The organism is Comamonas resistens (assembly GCF_030064165.1).
GTDB lineage: Bacteria > Pseudomonadota > Gammaproteobacteria > Burkholderiales > Burkholderiaceae_C > Comamonas > Comamonas resistens.
The window spans coordinates 4,433,373-4,447,365 of sequence record NZ_CP125947.1; the positions used below are offsets into that span (position 1 = coordinate 4,433,373).

A 13,993-nucleotide genomic window follows, 5' to 3' on the forward strand; every position below is an offset into this window, starting at 1 on the left:
CCGCCTGCCTTTTCGCTCTATTGACTCAGACGGCTCAGGCAACGACCGTGGAATCCGCGCTGCTCGCTGAGGCAGGTGCGCTGGCGGGCTTGCTGGCCCATGACGATGGGGTGCTGCTGGGACCTGTGCCGGCCTCGATCTGACCGGTCAACTCGCCGCCCTCTTCGATGACGACCTTGCCGTAACGAATCTTGCCGCTGACCTTGCCTGAACCAAAGATCACCAGCTTCTGGCGCACGGTCAGCGTACCGTCGAACTCACCGTGGATCTCCGCAATATCGATCTCGGCCGTGCCATGAAAAGCGCCGTTTTCGGCAATCTTGATGACGCGCGAATTCATGGTCGCCTCCACCGTGCCTTCAACCACCAGGGTGTCGCAGTCGGTGATCTCCACGCCCTTGAGCTTGATGTTGGGACCCACGGTCAGCTTGCTGCCGCCGGTCTCTTCGGTTACAGGAGCGGGAGCTTGCGCACCACGTGCCGCAGCACTGCTCTGCGATGAGGCATTGCTGCCCAGACCGCTGCTGGCCAGACTGTTAGCCGTGCTGGCACTGCCTGTGGACAAACCGGTGACGGGATTGCGAGGCGGAAAACTATCGCCATCACGCTTGCCAAAGAACGGGTTTTGCACGGCCATTGCAGGAATCTCCTTGTCAGAAAACACCGATCCTAGAGAGCCTTCACGCCTACATTTGCCCTTATCTCGCAATATCCGTAAGCAAAGCTTTCATAAGTTTCATCTACTTTCAGCCATTGCCTGATCTCACAAAATGAAAGACTTGGCTGCATCCCTGCAAGTGCTCACTCAGCCAATTTCAAGCCTTTTCGGCCTCCGGCGCTTGCTGCACAAGCGCTACCAGCTATATTTTCAGGAACATCGAATCAAGGCGATCAGGAGACGATGTACGCGGCCGTCCCCGTCGAGAGCAGCTCGCCATCGGCCGACAGGAACTCCATCTGGGTGTTGGCCACGCGCGACCCCAGGCGCAAGACCTTGGCCGTGAGCACAAACGATTTACCTATGCCGGGGCGCATGTAATCGACGCGCAGGTCAATCGTGCCCAGGCGTGAGAAGCGCTGCAGGCGCTGCAGCGGCGTCTCGTCCATATGCCGCGCCGCAATGGCGGCCATCACGGCCAGGCCGCCCATGGAGTCCAACCCGGCCGAGATCACGCCACCATGGATGCGCTGATAGGCCGAGTGCCCGATCAGCTCGGGGCGCATGAGGATACGGCCCTCGACCCGCGCAGGTGTGATCTCGCCAATCGTCAGCCCCAGGGTCTGATTGAAGGCCACGCGCTTTTCAAAGATCTCGCGCAACCCCGCAACGAATTCGGGCTCGAACTGCGCTGCATCGGCTGCAAGCAGTTCGTTCTTGTGGGTCTGTGAAGCATGGGCAGATTTGGAGGACATAGGCTTTGCGTACAAAGGAAAAGGTCAAAAAATTCGCCCTACCACGGGCGAATTTCAGATCAGCATTTGCTGCAGCCAGGATGGCGCTTCTTGTGAAAAGACATCCTCAAAAAGCCACCGCTTCGCGATGTCTCGGCTTCAGCATTTGCTGAAATCAGGATGGCGCTTTTCCATGAATGCTGTCAGGGCCTCCTTGGCGGCAGGCTCGCGCAGCATGCGGGCAAAGACTTCGCCTTCCTGCACAATGCGCTCGCTCACGGCCTTGGCCTGTCCGCCCTTCATCAGGCGCTTGGTTTCCATCAGCGACGACAGCGGCTTGCGTGCCAGCTTCCTGGCCTGCATCTGGGCCAGGGTGTTGCATTCGCTGGGCGGCACCACACGGTTGACTAGGCCCACTTCCAGCGCTGCCTCGGCCATGAAGGGCTCGCCCAGCAGCAAGGCTTCCGCAGCGCGGTGATAGCCCAGCATTTGCGGCAGCAGCAGGCTGGAAGCCGCTTCCGGGCAGACACCCAGGTTGATGAACGGCAACGAGAACGCCGCGTTGTCCCCGCAATAAACCAGATCGCAGTGCAGCAGCAGCGTGGTGCCAATGCCCACGGCCGGGCCGCAGACAGCCGCAATCAACGGCTTGGGAAAGGCCGAGACTTCCTGCAAAAAGCGCCACACGGGGGCATCTGCGCCTGCGGAGCCCGGTGTGCTGGCCTGTTTGAGAAAGTCGCCGATATCGTTGCCCGCGCTGAAGATGGCGATATCCCCCTGAAACACCACCACGCGCACGGCTGCATCGCTCTTGGCGGATGCCAGGGTGTTGGCCATTTCGCTGTACATGGCCTCGGTAAAGGAGTTCTTCTTGTCTGCGCGGTTGAAGGTGATGGTGCAGACGCCTTCTTCGGTGTGCACGAGGATGTCTTGTTGGGTGTCGCTCATAAGGGGGCTTTAGAAGTAAGGATGGGGATGAAACGCGGCTGCCGCCTGACAGCTCACTCCTTGTAGTAAACGATCTGGTGGCTGCTTGCCAGCATCTGGCCGGACGCACTCCACAACTGTGCTGTCTGGTCGAAAAAGCCGTTGCGAAACTCCTGACCGCGGGCCTGGGCCAGCAGAGGTGCATCGCCCGCGGCAGCCAGCTCCTCGCGTCCTGCATGGAAGTACACGGTAATGGATACAGTACCTGCAGGCACACGTTTGGCACGGCGCAACCACACCCGCGGAAAGAACACATCGGAGACCGCAGCCAGCGATGCGAAATCCAGCGGACGCGGCGGATTGTCTCTCACCCAGAGCCGGCTCTGGCTGTCGTGCTCGGTGCCATCCTCCTTCATGGGCAGCATGCCGTCCAGAAAGCGCATTTCATAGCGGTTGAGCCACTCCACCGCCCCCACCAGCGCAGGCACACGCGGCACATCGGCAGCGGGTGTCACTGCCGGCATGGGCTGATCGGTCGCGCTCCAGGTTTCACGCCGTGCAGCCGTCACGGCCGTTGCGGTGGTTATCACCTGCATCACACCGGCCTCATCGGCCTGCTTGACCGTCAGCAGCCAATGCTGGGTGGAACGGTTGGTGCGCACGGGATTGGCATCGATCACAAAGGCCCCCGCTCCCACGGCCGCTGCGTAGTTGACGGTGATGGATACCGGGTCACCCAGGCATTGGGGATGCTGCTGCATGGCCCGTACCAGGGACGCGGCGGTAATGCCGCCGTAGGGGCCGACCATATTCCAGTAATCCTGCGAGGCTTGCCCCTGATACTGGCCCGGCACTCCGGTGGCCACCAGGGCCACGGCGCGATCAAAAGGATGGTTGTCTGTGCTCATAGGGTTCAGTGTTGCGCAAGGGCAGGAATGAAAGCCGTCAAGCAGGTGACTCTTGCGGCCCGAACAAGGGTTTGCCTGGGCTACGGCTGCCCTGGCTCCAGCTTTGCAGCAATGGCAACAGGGGCCGCCACAGTAGCTCACGCATTTCCTCTCGGAAATACCCCATATGGCCTATGCGCCCCTTGGGCGCGATGGCCGGATCCACGCGCTCCAGGAAGCTCGGAGCGTTCTGGTACCAGTCCACCAGCGACTGCACGCTGGCCAGCGACATCATTTCATCGTCTTCGAAATACAGGGCGTGCAGCGGATAGAGAGCCGCCGCATAGGCCTGGGCGGCCCATTCACCCTCGGCACCGATGCCATAGTTCGGGTTCAGGCACCAGCGCCGCCATTGCCACAGCACGCCAGCCGGCAGGTCTCCGATGATGCCCAGCTTGCGGCCCGGGAAGCCGCCGCACAGCGCCGTGGCCAGAGGAGCGATGCCCCACCAGAAAAGCCGAACCAGACGCCGCGTGGGCGCTGCGTTGTCGCGCCAGTAACCGCTGCCGCTGCCCACGGAGAGCAGGCCATCAATGGGCATGGGAAGCGAAGCCAGCCCGGGCAGCTGCGAGCCCACGCTGTGGCCGATCCAGACCAGGGCCTGACCGGGGAACTGCTGCCTGATGTGGGATGCCACCAGTTCGCAATCCTGTGCCCAATCCAGCAGATCGGCCTTGGCACCCCTGAGCGGGCCTTGCAGCGACAGGCCATGGCCCCGGTAGTCAAACGTGGTCACGCCATAGCCCTGCTCGGCAAGCCAGCTTGCAAAGCTCTGGTAATAGCTTTGCTGCACACCCATTGCTGGCGCCACGACAAGCTGCGCCAGCGCTTTCCCGGCCTGCGGCTGGCACTGGCGCAAGGCCAGGGCCCTGGCACCGTTGGAGATGGGCAGAGCCATCTCCATCCACTGCACGACAGCCTGTGTGGCGGACTGCATGGCGGTGCGGCCTCAGACGCGTTCGAAAATGCCCGCCGCGCCCTGGCCCATGCCCACGCACATGGTCACCATGCCGTACTTGAGCTGTTTGCGCTGCAGCGCATGGACCACGGTGGCCGCACGTATGGCTCCGGTCGCGCCCAGCGGGTGGCCCAGCGCAATTGCCCCCCCCATGGGGTTGACCTTGCTCTGGTCCAGACCCAAGGTGTTGATCACCGCCAGGGACTGGGCTGCAAAAGCCTCATTGAGCTCGTACCAGTCGATATCGTCCTGCTTGAGGCCCGCGTAGCGCAGCGCGGCGGGAATGGCTTCGATGGGGCCTATGCCCATGATGGCGGGCGGCACGCCCTTGCTGGCATAGCTGACGAAGCGCGCCAGCGGCGTCAGGCCAAAGCGCTTGACGGCATCGCCGCTGGCAATGATCAGCGCTCCCGCACCGTCGCTGGTCTGAGAGCTGTTGCCCGCAGTGACCGAGCCGCGCGCCGCAAACACGGTGCGCAGCTTGGCCAGGCCTTCGAGGCTGGTATCGGGGCGCGGGCCTTCGTCCAGACTCACGGTGCGCGTGCTGGACATGGTCTCGCCCGTGGCGATGTTCAGCGTGCGGTCGGTGACTTCGATCGGCGTGATCTCGGCGGCAAACTCGCCAGCCTGCTGCGCGGCGATCGCGCGGCGGTGCGATTCGAGTGCAAACGCATCCTGCGCCTCGCGCGAGACCTTCCACTGCTGGGCCACCTTCTCTGCCGTCAGGCCCATGCCGTAGGCAATGCCCACGTCGCCATCACGCTCGAAGATGCTGGGCGAGAGGCTGGGCGAATTACCCATCATGGGCACCATGCTCATGCTCTCCACGCCTGCTGCAATCATCACATCGGCTTCACCGACGCGGATGCGGTCTGCCGCCATGGCCACGGCCGACAGGCCAGAGGCGCAGAAGCGGTTGACGGTAATGCCGCCGATGCTGGTGGGCAGGCCCGCCAGCACGGCACCGATGCGCGCCACATTCAGACCCTGCTGGCCTTCGGGAATCGCACAGCCGCAGACGATGTCCTCGATGGCCTTGGGGTCCAGGCTGGGCACCTGGGCCAGCGCGGCCTTGAGCGTAGTGGCCAGCAGATCGTCGGGACGGTAGTTGCGGAAAAAGCCCTTGTGCGAGCGACCGATGGGCGTGCGCGTGGCAGCAACGATATAGGCGTCTTGTACTTGTTTCATGACCAAATTCCTTGGTTGTCTCTTAGCTCTTTACCCTGTGTGCAAGGCTTCAATTACTTCGCGGCGCATACCAGCAGCCAGCGAGCAAGAGCCGCCCCGCAGCATTGCTGGCGTCCCCCTTCCCGCAAAGCGAGAGAAGGGGGAAGGCGCGCAGCGACTCAGGGGGATGCTCATATCAAATCAGTTGCGCACCGGCTTGCCGGTGTTGAGCATGCCCAGGATGCGTTCATGGGTCTTGGGGTGGGCAATCAGATGGCAGAAAGCCTTGCGCTCCAGGCTCATCAGATAGGCCTCATCTACCAGCGTGTCGGCATCCACATCGCCGCCGCAGACCACATTGGCAATCAGGCTGGCGATGTGCTGGTCGAACTCGCTGATGAAGCCACCATCACGCATATTGACCAGCGAGCCCTTGATCGTGGCCTGGCCGCTGCGGCCTGCCACGGGGAAGCTGCGCTTGTGCGGAGCACGCCAGCCGCTGGCGGCCATGGCCTTGGCTTCGTTGATGGCGACGAACAGCACCTCGTCCTTATGGGCCACGACGATGTCGCTGTCCAGCAGATAGCCGAGCTTGCGCGACTCGATGGCGCTGGTACCCACCTTGGCCATGGCCGCGGCCGTGAAGCCTTCGGTCAGGAAGGGCAGCAAATCCTTGCCCGTGCTGGTGGCAGCGTTTTCCGCCGCGCGGCGGGCGATATAGGTCAGGCCGCCGGCACCGGGCACCAGACCCACGCCAACCTCGACCAGGCCGATATAGCTTTCCATATGGGCCACGCGGCGGGCCGAGTAGACCGCCATTTCACAGCCGCCGCCCAGGGCCATGCCATGGATGGCCGAGACCACGGGCACTTGCGCATAGCGCAGGCGCAGCATCAGGTTCTGCAGCTCCTGCTCGATGCTCTCGATGGCGTCCGCTCCACCGATCACAAAGGCAGGCATGGTGGCCTCCAGGTCGGCGCCCACGCTGAAAGGTGCGTCGCCAGACCAGATGACCATGCCGTCGAAGTCGCTCTCGGCGGTGTCCACGGCCTCCATCAGGCCTTCCATGACTTCGGGGCTGATAGCGTGCATCTTGTTCTTGATGCTGGCGATCAGTACCTGGCCGTCGAGAGTCCAGGTGCGCAGCGCCTTGGTTTCGGCAATCGTCGTGCCCGCCGTCTGCCAGTCGGGCAGATTGGTTTCACCGAGCAGCTTTTCGGGGAAGAGCTGGCGCTCATACACGGGCAGCACGCGACGCGGCACGAATTGGTTCTGCGCAGGGCTCCACGAGCCATTGCCCGTGTGCACGCCGCCAGCCTCGGCCACCGGGCCTTCGAAGACCCACTGGGGCAGCGGTGCCTTGCACAGCGCCTTGCCAGCGGCTATGTCCTCCTGGATCATCTTGGCCACTTCCAGCCAGCCGGCTTCCTGCCACAGCTCGAACGGGCCTTGCTTCATGCCGAAGCCCCAGCGCATGGCCTGATCCACGTCGCGTGCGCAATCGGCAATAGTCTCCAGGTGCACGGCGGCGTAGTGGAAGCTGTTGCGCAGAATGGCCCAGAGGAACTGGCCCTCCTTGCCCTCGGCATTGCGCAGCAGTTTCAGGCGCTCTGCCGCGGGCTTTTTGAGCATGCGGCCATAGACCTCATCGGCCTTGCCGCCTGCGGGGATGTAGTCCTCGCTGTCCAGCTCGAACTGGAAGATGTCGCGGCCGACCTTCTTGTAAAAGCCCTTCTTGGTTTTCTGGCCCAGATTGCCCAGCTCGATCAGCTTGGCCAGCACGGGTGGCGTGCCGAAGCTGCCGTAGAAGGGGTCGGTCTCCAGGCTCAGATTGTCCTGCAGGGTCTTGACGACGTGGGCCATGGTGTCCAGGCCCACCACGTCGGCGGTGCGGAAGGTGCCCGAGGAAGCACGGCCCAGCTTCTTGCCCGTGAGGTCGTCCACCACGTCAAAAGACAGGCCGAAGTTCTCGACTTCCTTCATGGTGGACAGCATGCCGGCGATGCCGATGCGGTTGGCGATGAAGTTGGGCGTATCCTTGGCGCGAACCACGCTCTTGCCCAGGCCGCTGGTGACAAAGGCCTCGAGCTGATCCAGCACTTCGGGCTTGGTGGTCGGCGTGTTGATCAGCTCCACCAGCGGCATATAGCGCGGCGGGTTGAAGAAGTGGATGCCGCAAAAACGCGGCTTGATGGCGTCGGGCAGCGCTTCGCTGAGCTTGGTGATCGACAGGCCCGAAGTGTTGGATGCGACCAGCGCATGCTTGGCCACAAAGGGGGCGATCTTGTGATACAGATCGAGCTTCCAGTCCATGCGCTCGGCAATGGCCTCGATGATGAGGTCACAGCCCTTGAGCAGCTTCATATGCTCTTCGTAGTTGGCCGGCTGGATCAGGTCCACGTCCTCGGCCACGCCGATGGGCGAGGGCTTGAGCTTCTTCAGATTGGCAATGGCACGCTCGGCGATGCCACTCTTGCTGCCCTCCTTGGCGGGCAGATCGAACAGGATGACCGGCACCTTGACGTTGACCAGATGGGCCGCGATCTGCGCACCCATCACGCCCGCGCCCAGCACGGCGACTTTCTTCACATTGAATCGGGACATGAGCTATGTTCCATTAAGGGCCAGCGGCCTTGCCACGGATAAAGCACGGGACAGAGGCGCTGGCTGTTTTTGTCTTGAGATTTACTGAACGCGAATCCAGGTCTGCGTACGCCAGAAAGGACCGATGGAGCCGCGCACTTCCAGCTTCTTGCCCTCGTCCACGGGCGTCAGGCGCACGGTGTAGGTCTTGCCGTTTTCGGGGTCGAGGATCTTGCCGCCCTCCCAGACTTCCTTGCCTTCGACCTTCTTGACGTTGCTGATCAGCGTCATGCCGACCACGGGCTTGTCCTTGAGCTCGTCCTTGCACTCGGTGCACAGAGCATGGGGATCGGCCCCCTTGCGCAGCAGGGCCTGCACCTTGCCGGTGACCACACCATTGGCTTCGGTGATGTTGACCTCGGCCTTGGGCGTGCCTTCCTTCTCATCGATGCTGCGCCACACGCCTACGGGCGTCATCTGCGCCCAGGCTGTGGACCAACCACCAACTACCAAAACCAGAGCAGCTACCGCTTGAATCTTCTTCATATCCGGATTCCTTTAATCTGAATTTCAGGATGAATCAGCGCATGAAGCTCCCATTTCAGGAGCAGCATGCTTTCAGAAGCGTCAGGCCAGAGCAGCGTCGGTGTCCATCAGGGACTTGCTGCCGGCACGCGCGGTGCGCATCAGCGATGCGGTTTCGGGGAAGAGTTTGGCAAAGTAGAAACGCGCGGTCTGCAGCTTGGCCAGGTAGAAGGGGTCGGTATTGCCGTTGCCGATCTCACGCAGCGCCACTTGCGCCATGCGGGCAAACAGATAGCCGAACACCAGGTGACCGGCAACGCGCAGATAGTCCACCGATGCGGAGCCCACTTCGTCGGGGTTCTGCATGCCCTTGAAGCCGATTTCGGTGGTGAACTTGGTCATCTGGTCGCCCAGCGTGGCGATGGGCGTGATGAATTCGCTCATCTTCTCGTTGACGCCCTCTTCCTCCACCAGCTTGGCGATCAGCTTGCCGAACTTCTTGAGCGTGGCGCCCTGGTTGCCCAGTATCTTGCGGCCTAGCAGGTCCAGCGCCTGCACGCCGTTCGTGCCTTCATAGATCATGTTGATGCGGTTGTCGCGCACAAACTGCTCCATGCCCCATTCGGTGATGAAGCCATGGCCGCCATAGACCTGCTGGCAGGCCGTGGTGGAGATCCAGCCGTTGTCGGTGATAAAGGCCTTGACGATGGGCGTCAGCAGTGCCACCAGATCGGCACTGTCCTTGCGCACTTTTTCGTCGGGGTGGTTGAGTTCGGTGTCGATCAGCAAGGCGCTGAAGGTGGACAGCGCGCGACCGCCTTCGGCATAGGCCTTGGCCGTCATCAGCATGCGGCGCACATCGGGGTGGACGATGATAGGGTCGGCCGGCTTGTCCTTGGCCTTGGTGCCTGACAGGCTGCGCATCTGCAGGCGGTCCTTGGCATAGGCCAGAGCGTTCTGGAACGCCACTTCGGTCAGGCCCAGCGACTGGTTGCCCACACCCAGGCGCGCGGCGTTCATCATCACGAACATGGCTTGCAGGCCCTTGTTGGGCTCGCCCACCAGGGTGCCGATGGCGCCGTCGATATTGATCTGTGCCGTGGCATTGCCGTGGATGCCCATCTTGTGCTCCAGCGCGCCGCAGAAGATGGGGTTGCGCTCGCCCAGCGAGCCATCGGCCTTGACCAGGAACTTGGGCACGACAAACAGGCTGATGCCCTTGGAGCCGGCAGGCGCATCGGGCAGACGGGCCAGCACCAGGTGCACGATGTTGTCGGTGAAGTCATGCTCGCCGGCCGAGATGAAAATCTTGTTGCCGGTGATCTTGTAAGTGCCGTCGGCCTGAGGTTCGGCCTTGGTGCGCAGCAGGCCCAGGTCGGTGCCGCAGTGGGGCTCGGTCAGGCACATGGTGCCGGTCCACTCGCCGCTGGTCAGCTTGCCCAGATAGGTCTTCTTCTGCTCGGGCGTGCCGTAGGCGTGCAGGGCTTCATAAGCGCCGTGCGACAGGCCGGGATACATGGTCCAGGCCTGGTTGGCGCTGTTGAGCATTTCATACAGCGCCGAGTTCAGCGCCATGGGCAGTCCCTGGCCGCCATATTCGGGATCGCAGGACAGCGCGGGCCAGCCACCTTCCACGAACTGGGCATAGGCCTCCTTGAAGCCCTTGGGCGTGGTGACTGCGTGGGTACTCTTGTCCAGCGTGCAGCCTTCGGCATCGCCGCTGATGTTCAGCGGAAAGGTCACATTGGCGGCGAACTTGCCCGCTTCTTCCAGCACGGCATTGATGGTGTCCACGTCCACATCCGCATGCTTGGGCATTTGCTGATAGGACTCGGTGACCTTGAAGACCTCATGCATGAGGAATTGCATATCACGCAGTGGTGGGTTGTAGCTGGGCATTTGTCTTCTCCTGTGCTTTGGTGGTGTGGATAGAGTCTCTGGCCGCCTTATGCGTCCAGTGGCTTGGTGGCATAACAGGCCAAAATATTGTTGAAACCTGTTTTGGCGCGCTCCATGGAGCCCTCGCTGCGCAGAAAGCGCGCCTCATAGTGCAAGGCCAGAATCAGGCCGTGAATCTCGAACAAAAGCTGGTTTTCATCGACATCGGCACGCAGGTCACCGCACTCGCGGCTTTGCACGATCGTGCGGCGCATGGCCGCGTGCCAGGTGCTGACAGACTCGACCAGCGCATCGCGCACGGGGCCGGTACGGTCATCGAACTCGACAGCGCCGCTGATGTAGATGCAACCCGAGTCGATTTCCAGAGAGCTGCGCTTCATCCAGTTGTCGAACAGCGCACGCAAACGAGGAATGCCGCGAGGCGCTTCAATCGCGGGGTAGAACACTTCTTGCTCGAAGCGGTCGTGGTATTCATGAACCACGGAAATCTGCAACTCCTCACGCGAGCCAAAATGGGCAAATACGCCCGATTTGCTCATTCCTGTGAGTTCGGCAATCGCGCCGATAGACAGGCCTTCCAGGCCGATATGGGTTGCCAGGCCGAGTGCAGCCTCCACAATCGTGGCCTTGGTCTGCTGGCCCTTGGCCAGGGTACGGCTGCTGGTGGCTGCAGGGCGCAGCCTGGGGCTTGTCAGGTCTTGCGCTAGCGCTTCGGCTTTGACAGACTTGTCCAGCGCTGCTGCCGATGCGCTCTTGCCTGCACCGGCTTTCGACCCATGCAAATCACCAGCAGCCCGCGCCGAGCGGGCGGAGGGTCGGCCAGCCACAGCCCCGGCCTTGGGCGCTGCACGAGAGGTCGAAGAACGGGTGACGGGAGACGAGGCCATGCGATATCCAATAAAACGAACGTTCGTTCTATTTTGCACAAATTCCGTCGATTCACCGATGCCATCAAGGGTAAACACCTAACGTTTAAGAGCCAGGCTTTCCCTAGTGAGACAAGGCTTCTTCCATCCTTGTTTCATGAAAAATGGCACTCCACGCTCCCCACTGCGTGTGGTTCGCTGCCCCTCCAAGAGGACCTAGGCGGCCCCGGCATTTTTATCTTGGGGCGGCCCGGCAATAAAAAACGCCGCCAGCCAAAGACTGCGGCGTTTTCCCATTTCCATGAGGCGCTGACATCCGTCAGCGCCCTGCTCAGACCACCACCATCATAGCCAAGCTGGCCTCCAGATGCTCGGTAGGCGCGCGGCGAAATCCCGAGCGCGCATAGCGCTGCAAGCGACCCAGCGCAAACGATGTCAGCACGCTGGCCGCCACCGAGGCTTCGGCCGTTGGCGTGGCCGATCCCATGGCGCCAGCGGCGGGGCGCAGGCACTGGCGCAGCGTGGACTCGATACGGTCAAAGAACTGGTTCATGCGTGCCTGCAGACGCTCATGCTCGAACACGATGGCATCACCGACCATCACACGCACCATGCCGGGGTTCTTCTCGCCGAATTGCAGCAGCAGGGCAATCACACGGTTGGCGTTGCGCACACCTTCGATCGGATCGTGCGGCGCATCAGGTATTTCACGGCCCACGATTTGCTGCACCAACGAGAAGACCGACTGTTCGATAAACTCGATCAGGCCCTCGAACATCTGCGCCTTGCTGGCGAAATGGCGATACAGAGCGGCTTCGCTCACGCTCAGATGAGCAGCCAGCGCAGCCGTGGTGATGCGGTCGGCACCGGGCTTTTCCAGCATGGTGGCCAAAGCCTGCAGGATTTGCTCTCGGCGTTCACCCGGCTTGGGGCGCTTGCGCGCCGGTGCCAGGGCAGGAGTGACATTGGCGCCCTCTGCTGGATTTTCAATAATGGAAACAGGCGACAGAACTTCAGACTCAGACATAGGCGACTCAGTATTTGCAGCAATTTTCTCACAGCCACTTGCACTGTTAAGCACAGGACTGCCCTCTGTCGGCAGGTTGTCAGGTACGCCCAGACATGTCGCATGAACATGTGGATATATATCCGCCCCGAATTCACAACCTCCGCTCTCACCAACTCCCAAGGGTAACCGAGAAATCAGGCTCGCCTGCCTTCAGATATATCAACACTGCCTTCCGAAACCGGTTGCACTGGTAATTCGAGTCTCACCAATAAACCCTTGCCAAAGCTACCGTCAGCAAAACTCAGCACGCCCTGGTGCAACTGGGTAATCTCGTCGGCAATTGCCAAACCCAGTCCTGTACCTTCTTCTGCAACGCCCTGCGCACGATAAAAACGCTGGGTAATCTGGCTGCGCTCCTCTTCTGGAACGCCCGGGCCATCATCGTCCACTTCGACAAATGCCCATTGCTTCACCCCAGGCTGGTTGAGCAAACAGGCATCGTCCGTGCCCAAAGGCTGGGTTCGCAAACCGCAGCCCAGCGTCACACTGCCGCCTTTGGGCGTGTATTTGATGGCGTTTTCCACCAGATTGGAGACCAGTTCACGCAGCAGCCAGCTATGCCCCCAGACCGAGGCGGGCTGCACCTCCAGGCCGAAGTCCAGCCCTTTGGCCGATGCCCGGTCGATAAAGGTTTCCAGCATGCTCTCGCACAGCTCTTTGAGGTCGACCTCCTGTAGCGGCTGCACCTCGGCATTGCGCGCATCGGCACGTGACAGTGCCAGCAACTGACGCGCCAGCTGGGAGGTACGGCGCGTGGCATCGCGCAATTGCTCGATCTGTTCCACATTGAGCACAACCTGCGCCTGCTCTCCGCTACGCTTGGCAATGCGCTGTGCCTCCTGGGCACTCAGGGCCCAGGCCTCCACCTGCGCCTGCAGCGCTGCCAGTGGCGTGCGCAGCTGATGGGCCGCATCGGCAACGAAGCGGCGCTGACCTTCAGCCTGCGCATTGACCAGAGAGAACAGGCGATTGAGCGACCTGACCAGCGGACGCACTTCAGCCGGAGAAGTTTCCTCGTTGATGGGACTCAAATCCCGGGGCGAGCGACGCTCCACCGCCTGGGTCAGCTTGTGCAGTGGTTTGAAGGCGCGGCTGACCGACCAATAGATGGCCACTGCCGCGCCCGCGATCAGCAGCAGATTGGGCAGCAGCACATGCATCAACAGCTGGCGCACCCATTGCTGTCGCACATCGGAACTGTCGGCCAGCATGACGACCATCTCGCCCGCACCATAGGTTTCTGCCTTGAGCACGCCGACGCGATAGGTCACGCCATCGTGCTCCTGGCTGTGGAACTCGGCCGTGCCCGTCGCCGGCACATCAAAGCGGATCCAGGCATCGCCGGCCACCACATGGCCGCGCAGGTCGCCAATGGCATACCCCACCTCATCGCCCTGGCTGCGCAGAAAGTCCTCGATTGCCGGCGTCAAAGACACCAGGGGCGGCGTGTCGTCGGCAATCGAAGGGGCCAGCACCGAATCTGCCAGCGCAGGCAGCAGGCGCAGCAGCCGCTGGTCATGCTGGGTGGACGCCTCGTCGGCCGCGCTGTAGCTGAACCAGCCCCCCATGGCCGCCAACAGCATCAAAGGCACCAGCAGCAGAACCAGCAGGCGAAAGCGCAGATTGGCGGTCATTCAAAGTGAAGATGGAAAGCGAAGAA

General features: G+C 61.8%; 12 protein-coding genes. All 12 read right to left on the minus strand.

Annotated features, from left to right (window positions below; translation table 11 throughout):
- Nucleotides 1–34: 34 nt before the first annotated feature.
- Entirely contained in the window at nt 35–637 is a 603-nt protein-coding gene (locus tag QMY55_RS20640) for a bactofilin family protein (protein ID WP_283485979.1), read from the minus strand.
- A 254-nt stretch (nt 638–891) separates the two neighbouring features.
- Nucleotides 892–1,413, minus strand: coding sequence for a thioesterase family protein (locus tag QMY55_RS20645; RefSeq protein ID WP_283485980.1), 522 nt, complete (start codon nt 1,411–1,413; stop codon nt 892–894).
- Between the two features lie 138 nt (nt 1,414–1,551).
- Nucleotides 1,552–2,340 carry an enoyl-CoA hydratase gene (locus QMY55_RS20650; RefSeq protein ID WP_283485981.1) on the minus strand — a complete coding sequence of 263 codons (789 nt, stop codon included), beginning with the start codon at nt 2,338–2,340 and terminating at the stop codon, nt 1,552–1,554.
- 53 nt (nt 2,341–2,393) lie between these two features.
- Entirely contained in the window at nt 2,394–3,227 is an 834-nt protein-coding gene (locus QMY55_RS20655) for an acyl-CoA thioesterase (protein WP_283485982.1), read from the minus strand.
- A 37-nt stretch (nt 3,228–3,264) separates the two neighbouring features.
- Nucleotides 3,265–4,203 (minus strand): alpha/beta hydrolase family protein, encoded by a 939-nt coding sequence (locus QMY55_RS20660; RefSeq protein ID WP_283485983.1) that lies wholly within the window; start codon nt 4,201–4,203, stop codon nt 3,265–3,267.
- Nucleotides 4,204–4,215: 12 nt separating this feature from the next.
- Complete coding sequence (locus tag QMY55_RS20665; protein ID WP_283485984.1) at nt 4,216–5,412, minus strand: acetyl-CoA C-acyltransferase; 1,197 nt, start codon at nt 5,410–5,412, stop codon at nt 4,216–4,218.
- A 180-nt stretch (nt 5,413–5,592) separates the two neighbouring features.
- A complete protein-coding gene (locus QMY55_RS20670) occupies nt 5,593–7,995 on the minus strand; it encodes a 3-hydroxyacyl-CoA dehydrogenase/enoyl-CoA hydratase family protein (protein ID WP_283485985.1) in 2,403 nt (800 codons plus the stop codon).
- Between the two features lie 81 nt (nt 7,996–8,076).
- Nucleotides 8,077–8,520, minus strand: a complete 444-nt coding sequence (locus tag QMY55_RS20675) for a DUF2147 domain-containing protein (protein ID WP_283485986.1) — start codon at nt 8,518–8,520, stop codon at nt 8,077–8,079.
- Between the two features lie 81 nt (nt 8,521–8,601).
- Complete coding sequence (locus tag QMY55_RS20680; protein ID WP_283485987.1) at nt 8,602–10,398, minus strand: acyl-CoA dehydrogenase C-terminal domain-containing protein; 1,797 nt, start codon at nt 10,396–10,398, stop codon at nt 8,602–8,604.
- 47 nt (nt 10,399–10,445) lie between these two features.
- Entirely contained in the window at nt 10,446–11,285 is an 840-nt protein-coding gene (locus QMY55_RS20685; protein ID WP_283485988.1) for a TetR/AcrR family transcriptional regulator, read from the minus strand.
- Between the two features lie 310 nt (nt 11,286–11,595).
- Complete coding sequence (slmA, locus tag QMY55_RS20690) at nt 11,596–12,291, minus strand: nucleoid occlusion factor SlmA (protein WP_283485989.1); 696 nt, start codon at nt 12,289–12,291, stop codon at nt 11,596–11,598.
- 176 nt (nt 12,292–12,467) lie between these two features.
- Nucleotides 12,468–13,967: a sensor histidine kinase gene (locus tag QMY55_RS20695; protein ID WP_283485990.1), complete on the minus strand. Its 1,500-nt coding sequence runs from the start codon at nt 13,965–13,967 to the stop codon at nt 12,468–12,470.
- Nucleotides 13,968–13,993 lie beyond the last annotated feature (26 nt).

Coding starts and splice junctions, on each gene's coding strand:
- QMY55_RS20645 (WP_283485980.1), bottom strand. CDS start 1,413: ATGTCCTCCAAATCTGCCCATGCTTCACAGACCCACAAGAACGAACTG.
- QMY55_RS20675 (WP_283485986.1), bottom strand. CDS start 8,520: ATGAAGAAGATTCAAGCGGTAGCTGCTCTGGTTTTGGTAGTTGGTGGT.
- QMY55_RS20640 (WP_283485979.1), bottom strand. CDS start 637: ATGGCCGTGCAAAACCCGTTCTTTGGCAAGCGTGATGGCGATAGTTTT.
- QMY55_RS20680 (WP_283485987.1), bottom strand. CDS start 10,398: ATGCCCAGCTACAACCCACCACTGCGTGATATGCAATTCCTCATGCAT.
- slmA (WP_283485989.1), bottom strand. CDS start 12,291: ATGTCTGAGTCTGAAGTTCTGTCGCCTGTTTCCATTATTGAAAATCCA.
- QMY55_RS20650 (WP_283485981.1), bottom strand. CDS start 2,340: ATGAGCGACACCCAACAAGACATCCTCGTGCACACCGAAGAAGGCGTC.
- QMY55_RS20655 (WP_283485982.1), bottom strand. CDS start 3,227: ATGAGCACAGACAACCATCCTTTTGATCGCGCCGTGGCCCTGGTGGCC.
- QMY55_RS20660 (WP_283485983.1), bottom strand. CDS start 4,203: ATGCAGTCCGCCACACAGGCTGTCGTGCAGTGGATGGAGATGGCTCTG.
- QMY55_RS20665 (WP_283485984.1), bottom strand. CDS start 5,412: ATGAAACAAGTACAAGACGCCTATATCGTTGCTGCCACGCGCACGCCC.
- QMY55_RS20695 (WP_283485990.1), bottom strand. CDS start 13,967: ATGACCGCCAATCTGCGCTTTCGCCTGCTGGTTCTGCTGCTGGTGCCT.
- QMY55_RS20670 (WP_283485985.1), bottom strand. CDS start 7,995: ATGTCCCGATTCAATGTGAAGAAAGTCGCCGTGCTGGGCGCGGGCGTG.
- QMY55_RS20685 (WP_283485988.1), bottom strand. CDS start 11,285: ATGGCCTCGTCTCCCGTCACCCGTTCTTCGACCTCTCGTGCAGCGCCC.